At 52.7% G+C, this 18,234-nt stretch carries 16 protein-coding genes; 3 read left to right on the top strand and 13 right to left on the bottom strand.

Going from position 1 to position 18,234, the window contains the following annotated elements:
- Window positions 1-8: 8 nt before the first annotated feature.
- Genes ligA through smc form a run of 3 tightly spaced genes read right to left on the bottom strand, consistent with a single transcriptional unit; the run spans window position 9 to window position 6,662 of the window.
- Window positions 9-2,036, bottom strand: a complete 2,028-nt coding sequence (gene ligA / locus BCF53_RS09020; protein ID WP_132701400.1) for an NAD-dependent DNA ligase LigA — start codon at window positions 2,034-2,036, stop codon at window positions 9-11.
- Between the two features lie 14 nt (window positions 2,037-2,050).
- Entirely contained in the window at window positions 2,051-3,148 is a 1,098-nt protein-coding gene (zipA, locus tag BCF53_RS09015) for a cell division protein ZipA (RefSeq protein WP_132701399.1), read from the bottom strand.
- A gap of 16 nt (window positions 3,149-3,164) precedes the next feature.
- Window positions 3,165-6,662, bottom strand: a complete 3,498-nt coding sequence (smc, locus tag BCF53_RS09010; protein WP_132701398.1) for a chromosome segregation protein SMC — start codon at window positions 6,660-6,662, stop codon at window positions 3,165-3,167.
- Window positions 6,663-6,940: 278 nt separating this feature from the next.
- Here smc and BCF53_RS09005 point away from each other — a divergent pair, with 278 nt between their 5' ends.
- The gene (locus BCF53_RS09005; protein ID WP_132701397.1) at window positions 6,941-8,215 is read left to right on the top strand and encodes a cyclic di-GMP phosphodiesterase; all 1,275 of its coding nucleotides are present in this window, start codon (window positions 6,941-6,943) and stop codon (window positions 8,213-8,215) included.
- Window positions 8,216-8,260: 45 nt separating this feature from the next.
- Here BCF53_RS09005 and ccmI read toward each other — a convergent pair whose 3' ends face one another.
- The 9 genes from ccmI to ccmA form a co-directional block, all read right to left on the bottom strand.
- Window positions 8,261-9,457: a c-type cytochrome biogenesis protein CcmI gene (gene ccmI, locus BCF53_RS09000; RefSeq protein WP_132701396.1), complete on the bottom strand. Its 1,197-nt coding sequence runs from the start codon at window positions 9,455-9,457 to the stop codon at window positions 8,261-8,263.
- Window positions 9,457-9,927: a cytochrome c-type biogenesis protein gene (locus BCF53_RS08995; protein WP_132701395.1), complete on the bottom strand. Its 471-nt coding sequence runs from the start codon at window positions 9,925-9,927 to the stop codon at window positions 9,457-9,459. The genes ccmI and BCF53_RS08995 overlap by 1 nt, the downstream gene beginning before the upstream one ends.
- The gene (locus BCF53_RS08990) at window positions 9,914-10,447 is read right to left on the bottom strand and encodes a DsbE family thiol:disulfide interchange protein (RefSeq protein ID WP_132701394.1); all 534 of its coding nucleotides are present in this window, start codon (window positions 10,445-10,447) and stop codon (window positions 9,914-9,916) included. Before BCF53_RS08990 ends, BCF53_RS08995 begins: the two co-directional genes overlap by 14 nt.
- A complete protein-coding gene (locus BCF53_RS08985) occupies window positions 10,444-12,411 on the bottom strand; it encodes a heme lyase CcmF/NrfE family subunit (RefSeq protein WP_132701393.1) in 1,968 nt (655 codons plus the stop codon). The genes BCF53_RS08990 and BCF53_RS08985 overlap by 4 nt, the downstream gene beginning before the upstream one ends.
- A 15-nt stretch (window positions 12,412-12,426) precedes the next feature.
- Window positions 12,427-12,864, bottom strand: coding sequence for a cytochrome c maturation protein CcmE (ccmE, locus tag BCF53_RS08980; protein ID WP_132701392.1), 438 nt, complete (start codon window positions 12,862-12,864; stop codon window positions 12,427-12,429).
- Window positions 12,861-13,034 (bottom strand): heme exporter protein CcmD, encoded by a 174-nt coding sequence (gene ccmD, locus BCF53_RS08975; RefSeq protein ID WP_132701391.1) that lies wholly within the window; start codon window positions 13,032-13,034, stop codon window positions 12,861-12,863. Before ccmD ends, ccmE begins: the two co-directional genes overlap by 4 nt.
- Window positions 13,034-13,792 (bottom strand): heme ABC transporter permease CcmC, encoded by a 759-nt coding sequence (gene ccmC / locus BCF53_RS08970; protein WP_132701390.1) that lies wholly within the window; start codon window positions 13,790-13,792, stop codon window positions 13,034-13,036. The genes ccmD and ccmC overlap by 1 nt, the downstream gene beginning before the upstream one ends.
- Window positions 13,793-13,896: 104 nt before the next feature.
- Window positions 13,897-14,568 carry a heme exporter protein CcmB gene (ccmB, locus tag BCF53_RS08965; protein WP_132701389.1) on the bottom strand — a complete coding sequence of 224 codons (672 nt, stop codon included), beginning with the start codon at window positions 14,566-14,568 and terminating at the stop codon, window positions 13,897-13,899.
- On the bottom strand, window positions 14,565-15,197 hold the full coding sequence (gene ccmA / locus BCF53_RS08960) for a cytochrome c biogenesis heme-transporting ATPase CcmA (protein ID WP_132701388.1): 633 nt from the start codon (window positions 15,195-15,197) through the stop codon (window positions 14,565-14,567). The genes ccmB and ccmA overlap by 4 nt, the downstream gene beginning before the upstream one ends.
- A 148-nt stretch (window positions 15,198-15,345) precedes the next feature.
- On the opposite strand from ccmA, the gene BCF53_RS08955 reads away from it, so the two are divergent.
- Both BCF53_RS08955 and BCF53_RS08950 read left to right on the top strand, forming a co-directional pair.
- Window positions 15,346-16,839 (top strand): hypothetical protein, encoded by a 1,494-nt coding sequence (locus tag BCF53_RS08955; RefSeq protein ID WP_132701387.1) that lies wholly within the window; start codon window positions 15,346-15,348, stop codon window positions 16,837-16,839.
- Window positions 16,836-17,171 (top strand): EscU/YscU/HrcU family type III secretion system export apparatus switch protein, encoded by a 336-nt coding sequence (locus BCF53_RS08950; RefSeq protein ID WP_132701386.1) that lies wholly within the window; start codon window positions 16,836-16,838, stop codon window positions 17,169-17,171. Before BCF53_RS08955 ends, BCF53_RS08950 begins: the two co-directional genes overlap by 4 nt.
- An 18-nt stretch (window positions 17,172-17,189) precedes the next feature.
- Here the strand turns inward: BCF53_RS08950 and BCF53_RS08945 are convergent, their stop codons facing one another.
- Window positions 17,190-18,230, bottom strand: coding sequence for a hypothetical protein (locus tag BCF53_RS08945; RefSeq protein WP_132701385.1), 1,041 nt, complete (start codon window positions 18,228-18,230; stop codon window positions 17,190-17,192).
- Between the last annotated feature and the right edge of the window lie 4 nt (window positions 18,231-18,234).

Here is an 18,234-nt window from a genome sequence, read left to right as displayed (position 1 = left end):
GTTGTAAATTAATCGGCGTTCCAGACGCCCTGCTCCGTCAGCCACTGAACAAATTCAGCCTCATCCATCACCGGCACTGAAAGCTCTTCGGCCTTTTTCAGCTTACTGCCCGCACCCGGGCCTGCAACCAGTTGCGTGGTCTTTGCTGAAACACTGCCGGCAACCTTTGCCCCTAAACGTATCAGATAATCTTTCGCCTCGTCACGACTCATTTGTGAGATTTTCCCGGTCACTACCCAGGTTTGCCCGGCCAGCGGCAGCGCCTCGCCGGTTTGAGCTTCATCCTGCCATTCAACCCCGAGCGCGATCAGGCGCTGAATTTCCATAACATTCTGTTCTTCGGCAAAATAATTCACAACATGTGCGGCAACCACCGGGCCGACATCCTCCACTTCCAGCAACTGCTCTTTGGTTGCGGAGATGATGCGCTCAAGCGTTACAAAATGCTGCGCCAGGTTGCGTGCGGTGGTCTCTCCCACCTCTCGAATACCGAGGGAAAACAAAAAGCGTGGCAGAGTCGTCTGCTTGCTTTTCTCGATCGCCGCAATCAGATTGGTGGCAGATTTCTCGCCCATGCGATCAAGCTGAGCGATCTCTTCCGCTTTAAGCTCGAAAATATCGCTGGCGGAGTGAATTTTGTTGGCCGCCAACAGCGCATCAACAATCTTCACGCCAAAGCCATCGATATCCATCGCCTTACGGGAAACAAAGTGCTTCAACGCCTCACGGCGCTGAGCCGCACACACCATACCACCGGTACAGCGCAGTACGGCCTCGCCTTCAACACGCTCAACATGCGATTCACACACCGGGCACTCCGTCGGAATGCTTACCGGCCTGGCATTGGCCGGGCGGTCGGCCTCAATCACCTTGGCGACCTGTGGAATTACGTCGCCGGCCCGGCGCACTATAACGTTGTCGCCTATATGAATGCCCAGTCGTTCAATTTCATCGACATTGTGCAGCGTTGCGTTGCTGACGGTAACGCCGCCCACAAATACCGGCTCCAGTCGAGCGACCGGCGTCAGCGCACCGGTTCGGCCAACCTGAAAATCGACATCCAGTAAGCGGGTAATTTCTTCCTGCGCCGGAAACTTTCGGGCAATGGCCCAGCGTGGCGCACGGGAAACAAACCCCAGACGGGCCTGCAGATTGAACTGATTGACCTTGTAGACAATGCCGTCTATCTCGTAATCGAGACTGTTGCGGCGCTGCTCTAAGCGGTTGTAATAATCGACGATACCTTCAACACCCTGAACAACATCCTGCTCACGGTTAATCTTTAAACCCCATTCGCCAAACTGCGCCATCAGCGCACTCTGCGTGGCCGGTAACTCGCCACCCTGATAGAAGCCGACAGAATAACAGCACATTTCCAGTGGGCGCTGGGCGGTAAGGCGTGAGTCCAGTTGCCGCAGGCTTCCGGACGCCGCATTACGCGGATTGACGAAGGTTTTCTCGCCACGCTCCAGTGCCGTCGCGTTCATCTGCTCAAAGCCGGCTTTGGGTATATAGATTTCGCCACGCACTTCCAGCGTTTGCGGCCAGCCTTCGCCTTTCAGCTGTAACGGAATACTGCGAATGGTTCGCACGTTGGCGGTAATGTCTTCACCGGTGGTGCCGTCACCCCGGGTGGCACCCTGTATCAGGGTGCCGTTTTCATAGATCAGACTGACCGCGATACCGTCCAATTTAGGTTCACAGGCAAACTCGAGGGTCTCGGATGAATTTAACCGGTCCTGCAAGCGTTTAACGAAGGCAGATAAATCTTCATTGCTGAAGGCGTTATCCAGCGACAGCATCTGAATGCGGTGAGTAACGGTAACAAAACCGGCTTGCGGGCTACCGGCCACGCGCTGGGTCGGCGACGTTGGTGTTATCCAGCCGGGGTTTTCAGTTTCCAGCTGGCGGAGCTCAGCCATTAAACGGTCGTAGTGCGCATCGGGCACAGACGACTCATTCAGCACGTAGTACTGATGATCAAAGGTGGTAATCTGGTCAATCAGATCCAAGTAATGCTGTTTCTCGGACGACATTGGGGCTTCCTGTATTAATGAGCCGGAATGAGTTTTGACCGCGCAAAGGCGCGCAATTTTTCACGGTAGTACTCGCAACGCTGTGCCGTAACGGTGCTGTGGTCTTCATCCAGCACTTCGGCATCCAGTTTTTTGGCCAGGTACACCGCCATTTCGTACATATGCTCAAAAGACTCCATCGCGTCTGCCGTGGAAGGCAACTGCAGGAATAAGGTAATGCCCGGAGTATTTACCTGACTCATGCTGTCCGGGTTGAAAGTACCCGGCCGTACGCAATTGGCCAGCGAAAACTCGGTCTGCCCTTTGGGGTTTCGATAATGGAAGATATCCATTGGGCCATAACGCAAACCGGAGGCGAGCAATAGTTCAAGAATCTCAGAGCCGGAAAGCTCCGTACCTTCGTGCGCCATAACATGCATCACGACCAGATCTTCTACCGGAGCAGATTCTTCGACCGGCTCATTCTGAGCTTCGGCTTGAGGCTCCGGCGCTGACGGCTCAGGCTCTTCTGTCTGAGGCGCCGCTTTGGCCACGGCTGCAGGTTCTTCAGGCTCAGCCGCCACAACAGGTTGGTCGTCCTCGATGGGCTCCAGTTCCTCTTCCGTCAGCTCGTCACCGAACACCGGTTCAATTTTTTCATCGGCCGGAACCACCGAAGACCAGTCATCTTCATCCTCAGCGGACTGATCATCAGGCTCTGGTGCCAGAGCTTGCGGTTCTTCAGGGGCATCTGAACCCATGACCAGATCCAGCTCTGTCTGCTCAGCTTTTACTTCCTGCTCTGGTTCAGGCTCCGGCGCTTCAACCTCAACCCGCTCCATTAACATAGGAACACGCTCACGAAGGTTCAGTCGGCTTTGAATCTGTTCTTTTTCGTTCTCGGTCATTTCACGCACACGCGCACCACCGTTAGGCAATTCACGCATGATCTGCGCCTCCCGCTCCAGTTCAACCGGATCATAAGGCTTTTCGGTTTCTGCCTCGGCGGGCTTACTTTTCCCGCGCTTTCGGCTGGCGCCTTTTTTATTCTGTTTCATGCGGCGCATGCCATCCCAGACAATCACAACAATGGCCACCAGGCCTAACCAAATAATAAATTCTCTAAGTTCCATATATTCTACCCACGCATTACATTGCGGCTAATTCGGCGGCTTCTTCAACATTGACCGAAACCAAACGAGAAACCCCGGGTTCGTTCATAGTCACACCCATCAACTGGTGAGCCATTTCCATTGCGCCCTTGTTGTGAGTGATATAAATAAATTGCACATGCTCAGACATCGCCTCTACCAGCTTAGCGTAGCGACCAACATTGGCATCATCCAGTGGCGCATCAACTTCATCGAGCATACAGAACGGCGCAGGGTTCAACCTGAAGATCGAGAACACCAGTGCGATGGCGGTTAACGCCTTCTCACCACCTGATAACAGATGAATGGTGCTGTTCTTCTTACCCGGTGGACGCGCCATGATGGCGACACCCGTGTCGAGTAGATCTTCACTGGTCAATTCCAGATAAGCATGACCGCCACCGAAAACCTTCGGAAACAGCTCTTTCAGGCCCGCATTAATTTTGTCGAACGTTTCTTTAAATCGGGTGCGCGTTTCTTTATCAATTTTTCGAATCGCACCCTCCAGAACCTCCAGCGCCCGCTGTAAGTCCTGATCCTGCTCATCCAGGTAACGCTTACGCTCGCTCTGGGTCTGATACTCTTCAATAGCCGCCAGGTTAATTGGCCCCAGCCGCTGAATCTGCGTGGCCAGGCGCTCCAGCGACGCTTCCCAGTCAGCCTCATTCGCCTCTTCCGGCAGGTTTTCCAGTACGGTCGCTAAATCGTACTGCTGCTCCTGAAGCTGCTCCTGCAAGGTTGCACGGCGGGTCATCACCGTCTGGGCAGACATACGGCTCTGCTCTAACTCGCTGCGAACCGTCATTGCCTGCTGATCAATCGTGTGCCTGCTCTGATCCATTTCACGCATTTTGCTGTCTGCGGTTTCAACCACAATACGCTTTTCGCTCAATTGACTTTCCAGCTCCAGCCTTTGCTCCAAACGGGCTTCCAGCTCGAACTGAATGTCGTCAGATGGGTCTTCTTTTTCCTGCAACTGCGCCTTCAGCCTTTCGACACGCTCTACGGCACGGGTCTTTTGGGTCTTGGCCCGCTCCAACGCGGTCTGGTAAGAGTCGACTTCCGATTGCAGCTGTTGCTGCTTCAGTTGCAACTGATGCTGGGCATCACGGGACTGCCGGACAAGATCGCGCTTTTCATCGATTTCAATGCGGTATTCTTCGCGCTCACCAAGCAGGGCTTCTCGCTCTTCAACATCGTCTTCCATGGAATCCAGCGCTTGCTGTAATTCTTCCCGCGTCATTGCCAGAGCTTCGCGCTCTTCTATCATCTGCGCTTCAACTTCGGCGATATCCTGATCCAGCCGACCTTTGCGCTCCTTGAGCTGCTCGGCCTGTACCCGTTTACCGCTGAGCTGGGCTTTCAGTTCGGCCTGTTCACGACTCAGCCGTTGATACTCCCGCTGGGTCTGTTCGCGCTCGTCCTCAACGGCTTTCAACTGCAGCTGCGCCATCTCCAGACCGACTGTGACGTCTTCCTCTGTGACCTCCAGCTCATCGACAAGTTCATCGAGCGTTTCCAGCTCTTGCTGCAGGCTCAGCAAACCGTGCTGACTGTCTTCGCCACGGCGCATCCGCAGCCAGTTTGGCCCCAGCCAGATACCTTCAGGCGTGATCAGGCTTTCGCCCGGCTGCAGAGAAGCACGGCGGTCTAACGCCTGCTGCAGGTTAGAGGCAATCAATACCTGACCGAGCCAACCACTGAGATCGGCACTGCCGGAGACCTTACTCAACAGCGATTCGCCGCCGGCATGGACAACGGAACTTCGGTCTATGAGCGTCAACTCACCCTCTTTAAAGCGCTCCAGGGCTTCCGGTAACTGTGCAATGTTTTCAACCTGAATCGCCTGCAGCGAACTGCCAAGCACCGTTTCTACAGCGCCTTCCCAGCTGGCTTCAACGTGTAAATCCTGTGCCAGACGGCGGGCTTCACGCAGCTGATGACTGGCCAGCCAGTTTTGCACACCGGGTGATTCTTCCGACATAGCGGCTTTAATCAAAGCCTTAACCGTACTCTGGCGGGCGCTCTTCTGCTGCAGCTCCTGCCGCGCCTGATCGCGCGCCAGACGTTTAGCCTCAACCAGCTCTCTGTGCTGCTGTTGGCGATCGGTCAGGTCTTCCAGCTGCATTTGCAGCTCTTCGGTTTTTTCATCGAGCAGGTCAGACTCTTCAACCAACTGCGCCAGCGCTTCAGATTCCGGGTTGTCAGCAATCTGCTGCCGTTCGCGGTGCAGCGATTCCTGACGGCGGTGGTATTGCTCGAGCACGCGCTCCAAATGTTGAATACGCGATTGCGCAACCTCAGCCTGGCGCTTGGGGCCCTGAGCATTCTGATTGAATGCATCCCACTTGCCCTGCCAGGCCGATTGTTTTTCTTCCAGCTCGGCCAGCTGCTCCTGAGCGATCTCAGTTTTTTCTGCAGCGGCTTCGATCTCTGGCTCCAGAAATGTCAGCGTTTCAATCTTTTCTTCAACCAGTTCAGAGTCGGTTTCCGTTTCTGAAACCGCCTCCTGCATCAGTCGCTCGGCTTCCTGAATATCCTGCAGCAGCTGTGCGGATTGCTCCTGCCGATGCGCCAGCGTCTGCTCAAAACGGGCTATCTCGTTACCCAGCTGGTAGTAGCGCTCCTGAACCCGGTTAAAGGCCTCGGTCGCATCGTGATGCTGCTCACGGACGACTTCCATTTCAGTATCGATATGGCGTTGCTGGGAAACAAAGCTTTCGTATTTGGTTTCCAGCTCAGCGATCTTCAGCTCCTGTTCCTGAACCTCGCTGTTCAGTCGCTGCCAGCGCAGTGCTGAGAGCTGAGCCTTGGTTTTGCGCTCTTCTTCCTTAAAGTTTTTATATTTTTCAGCGGCTTGAGCCTGACGATGCAAATGCGCTAACTGACGCTCCAGCTCTTCGCGGATGTCTGTCAGGCGCTCCAGGTTTTCATGGGTGCGGCGCATGCGGTTTTCGGTTTCACGACGGCGCTCTTTATAGCGGGAAATACCCGCAGCCTCTTCAATATAGACGCGCAGCTCTTCCGGTTTCGATTCAATCAGCCGAGAGATCATGCCCTGTTCAATAATTGAATAGGAGCGAGGCCCCAGACCGGTCCCCAGAAACAGATCAGTTACATCTTTACGGCGGCATTTAGCACCGTTCAAAAAATAGCTGGAATCGCCATCGCGGGTAACACGACGGCGAATAGAAATTTCGTTGTAGGCGGCGAATTCACCCCGCAGAGTGTGATCTGAGTTATCAAACACCAGCTCCACGTTGCACTGGCTGACCGGCTTGCGCGAATTACTGCCGTTGAAGATAACATCGGTTTTCGATTCACCACGCAAGTGTTTGGCTGAAGATTCACCCATCACCCAACGCACGGCATCGATGGTGTTGGATTTACCACAGCCATTAGGGCCGACGATGGCCGACAGGTTAGTCGGGAACGGAATTCGCGTCGGGTCTACAAAAGATTTGAAACCGGACAGTTTGATACTCTTCAGGCGCATTCGGCGATATCTTAGATGCTACACAAGCCATCGATTCTATCGCCTCTTGGCCTTTGTGAAAACCTATAGTCAGTTCTACTTTTCTTTTCAGAAACAACAACTTATTCCTGAGTCGCCCTACCTTTATGATTTGCATCACAGTTATTTTCATTTACCCCGGCATCCGGGTGGCAGCAATAAACCCAATTAACGCTTAACTTCCCTCAAATGCCTAGCAAGTGCGGCACGGATAACTATCATTAAGCTATGTTCACCAGATTACCTTCAGACAGCCCATCATGATGAAAGGCAAAACCTATCAGGACATTGAAGTCCCCGTCAGCAAACTGGAGATCGGTATGCACGTCGTGAAGCTCGATCGTCCGTGGGAAGAAACCCCGTTCCTGCTGCAAAGTTTTATCATCCGCACCCTGGAAGAACTTCACCAGCTACAGTACCAGTGCAATTACGTCTATGTGCAGGTACGCATTGAACAGCTCGAAGAACTGCAAAGCCGTATCGGCAAGGCCGAGCCGCAAAAAACGGCGGCGACCGCACTTCTTCGCGGGCCACAAAGTAAAACCCGTGTTAAATACCTGAACCGGGTCAGTTTTGATGAGGCGATCGAGTCATCCTATATGACCTTCACCTCGGCGCGGGCACTGGCTACCTCTGTGATGGATGGCTTACGCGTCGGCAATACGCTAAACATCAACGAATGCAGAAACGTGGTTGAAAAAATTGTTGATCAGGTACTCGATAACAAAGACACACTGAAGTACTTAACGCTGTTAAAAAACAAAGACGCCTATACCGCCGAACACAGCATGAATGTGTGCATCCTGTGCGCGACCTTTGCCCGTCACCTGGGGTTGATGGAATTTGAAATTAAAATCATCGCCATGTGCGGCCTGCTGCATGACGTTGGCAAAAGCAAAGTTCCGGAGGAAATTCTCAATAAGCCCGGCCGGTTGACGAAAGAAGAAGCCCACATCATGGCTGAGCATTCCACCTACGGCCGAAATATTCTGATGGCCCTGAAGGGTGAAAGCCGGTATGCCGTAGATGTCGCCCACAGCCATCATGAACGGGTGGATGGTCGCGGCTACCCCCGCTCGTTAACGTCGGCGCAAATCCCTTACTACGCGAAAATTGTTACCATTGTTGATGCCTACGATGCCATGACCAGTGACCGCTGCTATACGCGCGGCAAATCATCGTTTCAGGCATTGAGGGTTATTTTTGAAAATGCCGGTAGCCAGTTCGATACCCAACTTGCCAAAGAATTCATTCAATGCATTGGCTTTTACAATACCGGCAGCCTTGTGCAGCTGGAAAGCGGGCAAATCGCGATCGTCGCCAAGTCTAATGAAGATAAACCTCTGCGACCAAAGCTTGCCGTCATTACAGACGAGCATCAAAAACTGCGCAGCAAAGAAATGCTGATTGATTTAACCAATGAGAAATACCGGCATTACCATATTGAAAAAGAACTGCCGAACGGCACGGCCGGCATCGATGTGAAAAGCCATATTGAAAAGATGTTAAAGAAAAGACGAGAGGAAAAGCAATAATCAGGGGCTCGCCAGCCAAACACAGCGACGAGCCCGGCAAAGCGGTTAAGGCTGCGCAATACTGACTGAAACAGACGATTCAGATTCTGATAGCGCCGCAATGGCTACATCGCCCAGCCAATCGCCTGGCTGCTGGTTGGCCACACCGGTTAATGACACCCGGGCGGTCACTTCAACTTCGTCCAGGCCTTCAAAGCCGGCGCCACTCATGCTGTCGCGTTCCGATAAAACCACCGTCATTTGCTGACCGGTCACCGGCAGCCGTTTAGCAACGAGCGGCATGCGCTGCCCAACTGGACGTGCATAAACAAATAAGATCGCATCGGAAGTTAAGCCCTGCCACGCAGCCGGCAGGCTGATCTGCACCGTCACCTGCGTGCCTGGGTCGTAGACGATACCCTGCTCCTTTAGGGCACTGATAGATTGCTCAATGAAGCCATCGATAATCTGAGTGTCGGAGTTAGGGTTGGCGTTTTTCAGCTGCGTCCAGTAATCGATGGATTTTTCATACTGTGCCAGCTCATAGGCAACACGCCCTGCCAAGCCGAGTGCGGTGTTGCTTTTTCCGAACTGCAAAGATTCCTCAAATAAGGCCAGAGACTGCTCCAGCTTACCGAGCGAGAACTCTATCTGCCCCATATAGGCCAGGATGGTCGCCTCATCATCGGCGTTATGGTCGACCTTGCGAAGCTCACTCAATACCTGAGCAAAGCTATTGTAGGCTGCCTCATACTGCTGCAAATCCATCTGCATTCTGGCCAGCTGGAACCAGCCTTCGATGTTTTCCGGTTGCGATTCCAGCAGGGTCTGATAATCATTCAGTGCCTGATCCAGAGCTTCCGGCTGAATCTCTTCGCCGGCAGAAATCTGCTGAAACTGCTGCTGAACATTCACGGCCTTTTCTGCACCAATTTTGCTGTAGGTAAAGCTTGCCAGGGCAAAAACAAACACCATCAACAGCGGTGCCCAAAACCACGGCAACCGGCTATCGCCCCGTGTCATGGCCTGCTGATGACCGGTATCGGCCAGCAAGGCCTTTTCTTCTTCCAGCCTGAAAGACTTATATTCAGCCTCAGTCAGGCTACCGGCCGCCAATTGGGCTTCCAGGTCTGCCAGACGCTCCCGGTGAATACTAATGGACCGTGTTACCGAATCTTCAGCGGCGGTTTTAGCCGGCCTTAAACGGACGACATAAATAACAAAAATCAGCGCGGGAATTGCCCACAAAGACAGAACCAGCATCAGGCATCATCCTTCAAAATTGAATTAAGACGTTCACGTTCTTCATCGGTCAATGACTCTTCATCGACCTGCTTGCGCGACCGGGTCAGGTAAATAAGTGCAGCCAACCCGCCCAACAGTACCAGGCCGGGCAGCACCCATAGCCATACGGTCACGAGCGACATTTGCGGCTTATAGATCACGAACTCGGTATATCGCTCGATCATGAAGTCGATGATTTCCTGATCGCTGTAACCTTCTTTAATCAGCTGATAGGTTTTTTCACGAATATCTTCCGAAATAGGTGCGTTAGAGTCGGCCACATTCTGGTTCTGACATTTCGGGCAGCGCAGCTGAAAGGTCAAATCAACGTAGCGCAGGCGCTGCTCTTCACTTTCAAAAACCAGCAGCTCATCTGCCGCATAACTGCTCAGCGGTAAAAAGCTGAACAGTGATACGGACACAACCAATAAATATTTAAACCATTTCATCGTAAATTGCCTTCAGGCTTTGCTGCCAGATCTCATGGGTGATCGGCCCTTGGTAGCGGTATTGAACCTGACCTTTTGAATCGATAAAGAAGGTTTCCGGCGCGCCGGTTACACCCAGGTCAAAACCAAGATCCCCATTAGGGTCGTATATATCGAGTGCGTAAGGGTCGGCGTAATCCTGAAGCCACTTCAGCGCCAGATCGCGTTCATCCTTATAGTTAATGCCAATAATTTTCACACCATCGGCTGAAAGAGCATTCAGCACCGGATGTTCATACTTACAGGAACTGCACCAGGTAGCCCAAATATTCATCAACATAGGCTCGCCGATAATCTCTTCCCGGGTAATCACAGTGTTTTCATCCTGCAGAGATGCCAGCTGAAAGCCAGGCAATGCTTTCCCGGTCAGTGCAGAAGGCACCTCTTTTGGGTCAACCCCGGAAAGCAGCGCATAGCCAAATAAGGCAAACAGCGCAAATACAAACACAAGCGGCAAAATAACCAGCGGCCGAATCTTCATAGCGTTTTCTCCACAGAAGCTGAGGATGTTTTTAACCGGTAGCGACGGTCAGTAATGCTGACAATACTGCCCAGAGCCATTAGGGCAGCGCCCCACCACAACCAGCTGACGAATGGCTTCACCTGCAGACGAACCGACCAAACCTTACGGCTATCATCCAGCGGCTCGGCCATCGACACATAAAGATCGCGAAGCAGGCTGCCATCAATACCAGCTTCGGTCATGACATTACCCTGCACGCTGTAATAGCGTTTTTCCGGGTTCACTTCAGCCACTTTTTTATCATCCCGGTAAATAGAAACCACGCCGCGGTCGGCAACGTAATTTGGCCCCTGAATGATCTGGAAACGATCAACATCAAAACGATAGTTATTGAGCTGAACCGAATCCCCCTCTTCTACCCGGTAGTCTTTTTCAATATCGAAATTAGAGACCAATACAACCCCAGTGGTAGAAACCACCAGGCCTAAATGCGCCAGCCACATACCCCAGAAACCGACACCGGCCTTGCGTATACCGGCTATAAACGAACGGCTGTTCCTGGTTCGTTCAATAACCATGTTTACCAAACTGGCAACAACCCAGAACACCAGCGCCATACCCAGCCAGACCTGCCAGTACAGCTTACCGGACAGCGTCCATGGCAGAATCAGGGCGATAACTACGGCACTGACGAGCATAATCAACAGCGTAATTCGCCACCCCTTCTTGTTGTGTTTTTTCCAGCGCAACAGCTGACCAATACCCAACAGGCTGAGCAGAAATACCATCAGGAAGTTAAAGACACTATTGAAAAACGGTGCTCCAACCGACAGTTTGCGCCAGCTGAAAGCATCGGCCAGCAACGGTAGCAGTGTGCCGAACAGCACCGCAAACGCGATCACCACCAGCAGGATGTTGTTCATCAGCAGGAAGGACTCGCGCGATACCAGCTCGAAGCTGCCACTGGTTTTAATTTTGGCGGCATTAAAAGCATACAGCAGCAGGCTGCCACCGATGGTGAAGCCAAGAATCAGCAGAATGAACATGCCTCGCTCCGGATCGGCTGCGAATGCATGCACACTGGTGAGCACCCCGGAACGAACCAGGAAGGTACCCAGCAGGCTGAACGAAAACGCAAAGATAGCCAACAACACCGACCAGCTTTTAAACAGGTTGCGCTTTTCAGTAACCGCCTGCGAGTGGATCAGTGCCGTACCAATCAGCCACGGCATGAAGGAGGCATTCTCCACCGGGTCCCAGAACCACCAGCCGCCCCAACCGAGTTCGTAATAGGCCCACCAGCTGCCCAGCGCAATACCGATGGTCAGAAATGCCCAGGCGGTATTGGTCCAGGGGCGCGACCAGCGTACCCAGCTGGCATCGAAGCGGCCGGTTATCAGCGCACCCACCGCAAAGGCAAAGGCCACCGAAAAACCGACATAGCCCATATACAGCGTTGGTGGGTGAAGGATCAGGCCAATATCCTGCAGCAACGGATTCAAATCGGAACCGTCAGCCGGCACCATCGGCAAAATGCGTTCAAACGGGTTCGAGGTAAACAGTACGAAGCTCAAAAAACAAAAGGCGATAATACCCAGCACGCCTAATACCGAGCCCTTCAGCTCGACCGTTAAGGTACGGGCAAACAGCGCCACGGCGACGGTCCAGGTTGAGAGCAACAATACCCACAACAGCATGGAGCCTTCATGGTTGCCCCAGCTTGCTGAAAGTTTGTAATACCACGGCAAGGCACTGTTGGAGTTGGCCGCAACCACCGCAACCGAGAAATCATCGTGATAAAAGGCGTGCAACAGAATGGCAAAGGCCACCGCCAAAAAGAAAAATACCGCCCAGGAAAGGGCTGTGGCCGTTTGCTGCAAGGCTTGCTTCTTCAGCACCACGCCCGCCAATGGCATTACGGCCAGCAGCAGCGAAAACACCCAGGCAAGAATAAGCGAGAATTGTCCGAATTCTGGAAACATGAATACTCCGAGTGTTTATTTGGCGGCTTTTTCAGCCTGCTCCAGTGCATGGGTAACTTCAGGCGGCATGTAGGTTTCGTCATGCTTGGCCAACACCGAATCAGCCGTCAGCAGGCCGTTATCATCAAGCTTACCGATAACAACCACACCCTGCCCTTCCTCGAACAGATCCGGCAGAATGCCATCGTATTTGACATCGATGATGGCGGCATAATCGGTCACCTTAAAGTTGACCACCAGAGAGCCATCTTCACGCGCAATGGAGCCGGGAAGCACCATACCGCCGGCACGGATAACTTGCTCGCTCGGTGCCGCTCCGTTGGAGATTTCCAGCGGGGTAAAGAAGTAATTCAGGTTTTGTCTCAGAGCGAAAATAACCAGAAATACCGCGACCGTAAGCCCGCACACCCCCAATAGAATCAGAATAAGACGTTGTTTTCTTTTAGGGTTCATGACTGCTCCCGGCGTAGTTTGCGTTGATGTTCTTTATAGAGTTGTTTTTTGGCCATGCGCGGGCTGATGAGGTTATAACCGATAACCACAGCCGCAATCGCATAAGACAGCCAAACGTATAAACCGTGGCCGCCCATGGCGATAAATTCTGAAATGTTCTCAAACGGCATTAACGATTTCCTAATTGTTCAATTTCTTGCTGTACCCACTTGGCTTTACGTTCCCGGCGCAAAATTTCGATCCGTGAGCGAACCAGCATCAGTGCCAGAAACGCAAGGTAGAAGCCGAGAATAGAAAGCAGCAACGGAATGAGCATACTGATGTGCATCGGCGCCTTTTCTGTGAATTTCAGCGTGGCAGGTTGATGCAAGGTAGTAACGAGGTTTACTGAAAACTTAATCACCGGAATATTCACCACACCGACCAAAGCCAGTATCGCCGCGGCTCGGTCTCCGCTTTCCGGCCGTTCCATGGCATTGTGCAGTGCCCACAAGCCAATGTAGAGCAGCAGCAAAATGAGCATGGAGGTGATCCGCATATCCCATACCCACCAATGCCCCCAGGTAGGCTTACCCCAGATAGCGCCGGTCGCCAGCGCCAGAAACGCCATACTCATGCCCAGCGGCACACAGATTTTGGCCACGTAGTACGCAAGCTTAATTCGCCAGATCAGGCCAATGGCACCGGCAATGGCGATGGTCACGTATATGGCTTCTGACAAAAACGCAGAAGGCACATGAATGAAAATAATTCGGTAGCTGTTGCCCTGCAACCGCTCTACCGGAGCAAAACCAAGGCCCCAGATAATGGCGGTTGTTGTTATGAGAAGCGCCGCCCAGCCGAGCCAAAAGCTCCACGGCTTAGACATCTCATAAAACCACTTGGGTGAACTCCACTTATGAAACCATCGAACAAATAACTGCCACATCAGGCTGAAAACTCCAGAATTGTCCTAACCATTCTTATACTTATAAAAGCTGTAAAAGTTCATTTGCAGTCACTGCCCGCTTCAGGTCAGCAATCACTGCCACACTAATCACACACACTGACCTTTAACGCAGCCACCGTAAGCCACGGAGCCAGGGCAAAAGCCCCGGCCGTAAATGCCCCTAAAAATGCCAAGTACCCCGGCCAGGCTAAACCTAACACTATCGCCTGAACGGTTGAAGTACCAAAAATGAGGACCGGCACCAGCACCGGCATAATCAATATGGTCAGCAACAGACCGCCTTTACGCAAACCTACGGTCAACGCCGCGCCAATACTACCAATTAAGCTCAGAGAAAATGTGCCCAGAAGCAGTGAAGCCATTAACACCGGCAGAGCATGGCCAGGCAGCGCCAGCATTATAGAAAGCAATGGCGACAAAAGCGTTAGTGGAACCCCGGTAACCAGCCAATGACAGAAAATTTTACAAAGAACAATCACCTGGGGAGGCGCACTGGAAAGCAGCATTTGCTCAAGCGAGCCATCTTCAAAATCGTTGCGAAACATCAAATCCAGCGAAAGCAGCGAGGCCAGTAAGGCACAAACCCAAAGCACACCTCCGGACATTTCGGTTAATTTATCCAGATCTGTGGTAATACCCATAGGGAACAGGCTAACCACCAGCACAAAGAAAAACAGTGGGTTGAGCAGGTCTGCCCTGCGCCGGTAAGCCAGGGTCAGTTCACGCTGTAGAGTATGTTGAACAAGTTTAATCACGCAGCCGCCCCGATATGAAGCTCACGAACAGAGGTGTGATGCAGGCCGTGATGACTGGTCATAATCACGGTTCCACCCTGCTCAGCAAAGGATTCAATCGTCGTTTCAAGCTGCGAAACCGCCTGAACATCAAGTGCGGTGAAGGGCTCATCCAAGACCCATAGCTTTATCTGTGGCAAATTCAGGTACAGGCGCGCTAATGCCACGCGCCGTTGCTGCCCGGCAGACAAGCTATGGGCTGGTACATCTTCAAAGCCTTTCAGGCCGACATCGGCCAGGGCAGCCCAAAGCGATGGCTCTGAGACGTCTGCCTGATGCATAGCAACGGCAAAGGCGAGGTTTTCCAGGGGGGTTTGCATCAGCGTAACCGCCGGCCGGTGCGCCAGATACCAGAAGCGGTGGCCGTCTGGGCGAATTCCGGATTCAGAAACACTTTCATGCCAGCTTAGATCGCCTTCTACCACCCAGCTGAGGCCAATCAGTCGTCGCAACAGGGTTGTTTTACCGGCTCCGTTAGGGCCTTTTATATGAACAATTTCGCCCTGAGTAATATTCAGGGACAGATCTTTAAACAGTATTCGATCATCACGTTCACAGAAGAGATTATTGGCCACTGCCAGCTTTGTCATAAAGCGTTCCAAATAGATGAATAGGTCATTATAAACATAGCTTTTAGAGCTTATCGACCCTACAAAGTAGTATTAAATACCAGAGGGCGCCGGCCGATAACCTTTTATACTAACCTTACAGATCCGCGAAATATAAAAGGCTTATTGAATGGTCGGCGACGGCATACGTTTACCCAATGACAGCACCGTAGCAAGTACCGGAGTTCACCGCGGCACCGGCCTGCCCGAAGCCCCTGCCCGGCATGAAAGCGCCGCAAAGCCGTTTTTGACCACGCCATTACTCACCGTTGTGCTGGAAACCAAAGCCATCATGGAAGGCGCCAAGGGCGGTTTGTACGAAGTATTGTTGCAGAACGACCCGAAGAGCGCCCCGCCAATCACCGTTCAGTCTGCCAACTACGTTAAACCCGGCACCTCCATGTTGCTGGAGTTAAACGAACAGCAAATCTACCGGCCGGTAAATAAATTGACCGGCGAGCAATTTGCCAAACTCGCGGCCATTGAACTCGACTTCTGGCGAGCTCACATTTTACCCAAAGCCGACAGCCAGCAGACCAATACGCTGCCTAAAACGTCTGCCCTGGCGCAACTTGCGGAAACCTACCCGTCTTTAAAGCCGCTGGTGCAATGGCTGAACCAGCGGCCCACAGAACTCACCGGCAGCACGCTGCAGCGCTGGGTTCAGGAATTCACCCCGCTTTCCACCCAAAAGAGCTGGCCAGCACTTGTGCCCACCGCTGCTAAAAAGACAGCATTAGCGCCATCCACTGCGGCTTCCGGGCAAGCACAAGCGGGCACGGCTGCCAGTGCAATTGGCAATACCCCGGCAGCGGCCGTCAGTGTGCCGTTAACCAACACCCATAATGCAGGCACAACCGCCACTACGCCCAATCAACAACCCACGGCTCCAGCGCAGGTTGCACACACCAGCCTGAATGCCCCGACGACAGAGCCCGCCCGCCAAGAGCGCGCTGTGCCATTGGAGGTCACGCTGAGTCAATGGATCAGCAAAATAGACCAGCTGATCAAGGCTTCACCGCAGGAACTGCAGCAGCTGCTAAAACAGACCGCTGTTCAGGCATTGGTAAAAGAAGCCGATTTACCCGGCCCGGCAGCTAAAGCCGCAACGTCACCGGCAGACGATGCCCAGCTGCTCAACCTGCGCAACTGGCTGGAAAGCAGCCAGGCCCGCATTCAGAACCTTGCCGTACAAACTGCAACGCAGCACTTTGCCGCCGCCGATCAACCCGCCGTTCATCAAATGCAATTACCGCTCATCTGGCTTGGCCTGACCAGCTGGGCCGACATAGAGTGGTGGCAGGAAAAACCGAAAAGTGACAAAGACGAAAAGGCTAAAAAAGAAAAGCAGCCGCGCCACTGGCGCATGAAAATCTATTTGACCATGGCTCCGCTTTCACAGGTGTGCGCCGATATCGACTACAGCGATGACCATACGGCGCTCACCTTCTGGAGCGAAGATACCGCCACCCTGGCGCACATGAACACTCTGCTCAACCACCTGCACCAATGGACCGCCGGCCTGGGTGAACGAACCCTGCAAACCAAGCACGGCATGCCCAAGCGGGTTAATGAAGATAACCAAACCGACCGAGACAACCACCTGGTGGATATACGCACATGAGCCCGAAAGAAACCGAACCCAATAAAGTGGCCACGCTGCAGTACAAGGGCCGGAAAACACCCATCGTTTCGGCCATTGGCGAGAACGAACAGGCGAAGGAAATTCTGCAACTGGCGAAAGAGCACAAGGTGCCGGTTTATGAAGATGAAGACCTGGTAAACCTGCTCACCCAAATTAACATTGGCGATGCCGTGCCACCGCAGCTGTTCGAATGGGTTGCCAGCGCGATCGCCTTTGCTTACTTTGCCCGGAATGAGGTGCCGGAAGGCTTTTCGCCCACGGCGACGAAGGCGGCTTATGATAAGGTGAGAAAGACTTATTCGGATGTTTAGTACTGCACTTCAATTGCACTAATAATTCAGCATTACAGCAACGAAAGCCGCTTTGACCTCTTCAGGGTTAATATTATCGACACCGGCACTGACAGAAAGCACCGGCCAGGAGACGGCAAGCTCGACAGCGGAGCTTTCCCGCCAATACCAGCCAAAAAAATTTAATTTTTTGAACTGATAACCGATACCGGCACGGGTTAATAAATCATCAACCCAATATTGAGCACCAATACCGCAACGCAGCCTTCCATAGCGGCAATAAAGCTCGCTGTTAATCCTGCGCTCCAGCCATTGAACATAATCTTCGTTGGTTTCAACCCCGGAAACGGCCGGATCCCATTCGGCATAGCCCGCTTCGGTAACGGTGACTCTATCGCTATAGGCTTCTGCCAGGGTATTGGGCACGTCCTCCCAATACAGCGCACCCAACAGGTCATGAACTCTAACATCCCAGCGCCAGTTAGCATTCAACTGCGCGGACAGGGCTATATCCAGTGTAGCGCCAAAGCCGGTGACATCCTCGACACTACGTTCAAACAGAATGTCGTCCGTATAGTAATAATCAACGGCCAAAGAATATTCATATTCATCGGATGCAACAGCAGACGCCGTTCCGGAAACGCTACCGTCGAGCAGAGAGTAAGACTTCAATAACGAAAGCCCAACCTCCATATTCAGCCAGGGCTTTAAGTCGGGGCGAACAAAAAACCGCATACCTTCACTGTCGACACCATACGACTCCAGAGTAATGTCGTATTCACGACCCGTTTCCAACTCATCGCCGTTCACAACAGTACCGACCAGTTCTGCGGCATCGCGGGAAAACCTCAGCGAATAATCCCGCCGATCAACATAACCAAAACCCCAACGATTATCGAAAACAATTCCGACTTCGTACCAGCGGTAAAAGTAGGCACGCTCACCGGCGCTGAAATCGCCCAGCAATTCATTCAAGGCGGTAGAAACAGAAACAGGCTCACTGTAAATGAAGTAATCAGCAGACACATAAGGCTCGGCATTCAGCTCTGCCGGAGTGCTCGCAGCGACGATAAAACTCAACAGC

Origin of the sequence: Reinekea marinisedimentorum (assembly GCF_004341165.1) — a bacterium.
Taxonomy (GTDB): Bacteria; Pseudomonadota; Gammaproteobacteria; order Pseudomonadales; family Natronospirillaceae; genus Reinekea; species Reinekea marinisedimentorum.
The sequence above is the reverse complement of the archived record's forward strand: the minus strand, read 5'-3'. Positions and strand labels throughout refer to the sequence as shown.

Excerpts from the sequence above, each read along its gene's own strand:
- BCF53_RS08990 (WP_132701394.1), bottom strand. The coding sequence starts at position 10,447 with ATGAAGATTCGGCCGCTGGTTATTTTGCCGCTTGTGTTTGTATTTGCG.
- ccmC (WP_132701390.1), bottom strand. The coding sequence starts at position 13,792 with ATGTGGCAGTTATTTGTTCGATGGTTTCATAAGTGGAGTTCACCCAAG.
- ccmD (WP_132701391.1), bottom strand. The coding sequence starts at position 13,034 with ATGCCGTTTGAGAACATTTCAGAATTTATCGCCATGGGCGGCCACGGT.
- BCF53_RS08985 (WP_132701393.1), bottom strand. The coding sequence starts at position 12,411 with ATGTTTCCAGAATTCGGACAATTCTCGCTTATTCTTGCCTGGGTGTTT.
- BCF53_RS09005 (WP_132701397.1), top strand. The coding sequence starts at position 6,941 with ATGATGAAAGGCAAAACCTATCAGGACATTGAAGTCCCCGTCAGCAAA.
- ccmI (WP_132701396.1), bottom strand. The coding sequence starts at position 9,457 with ATGCTGGTTCTGTCTTTGTGGGCAATTCCCGCGCTGATTTTTGTTATT.
- ligA (WP_132701400.1), bottom strand. The coding sequence starts at position 2,036 with ATGTCGTCCGAGAAACAGCATTACTTGGATCTGATTGACCAGATTACC.
- BCF53_RS08995 (WP_132701395.1), bottom strand. The coding sequence starts at position 9,927 with ATGAAATGGTTTAAATATTTATTGGTTGTGTCCGTATCACTGTTCAGC.
- ccmE (WP_132701392.1), bottom strand. The coding sequence starts at position 12,864 with ATGAACCCTAAAAGAAAACAACGTCTTATTCTGATTCTATTGGGGGTG.
- BCF53_RS08950 (WP_132701386.1), top strand. The coding sequence starts at position 16,836 with ATGAGCCCGAAAGAAACCGAACCCAATAAAGTGGCCACGCTGCAGTAC.
- BCF53_RS08955 (WP_132701387.1), top strand. The coding sequence starts at position 15,346 with ATGGTCGGCGACGGCATACGTTTACCCAATGACAGCACCGTAGCAAGT.
- smc (WP_132701398.1), bottom strand. The coding sequence starts at position 6,662 with ATGCGCCTGAAGAGTATCAAACTGTCCGGTTTCAAATCTTTTGTAGAC.
- zipA (WP_132701399.1), bottom strand. The coding sequence starts at position 3,148 with ATGGAACTTAGAGAATTTATTATTTGGTTAGGCCTGGTGGCCATTGTT.
- ccmA (WP_132701388.1), bottom strand. The coding sequence starts at position 15,197 with ATGACAAAGCTGGCAGTGGCCAATAATCTCTTCTGTGAACGTGATGAT.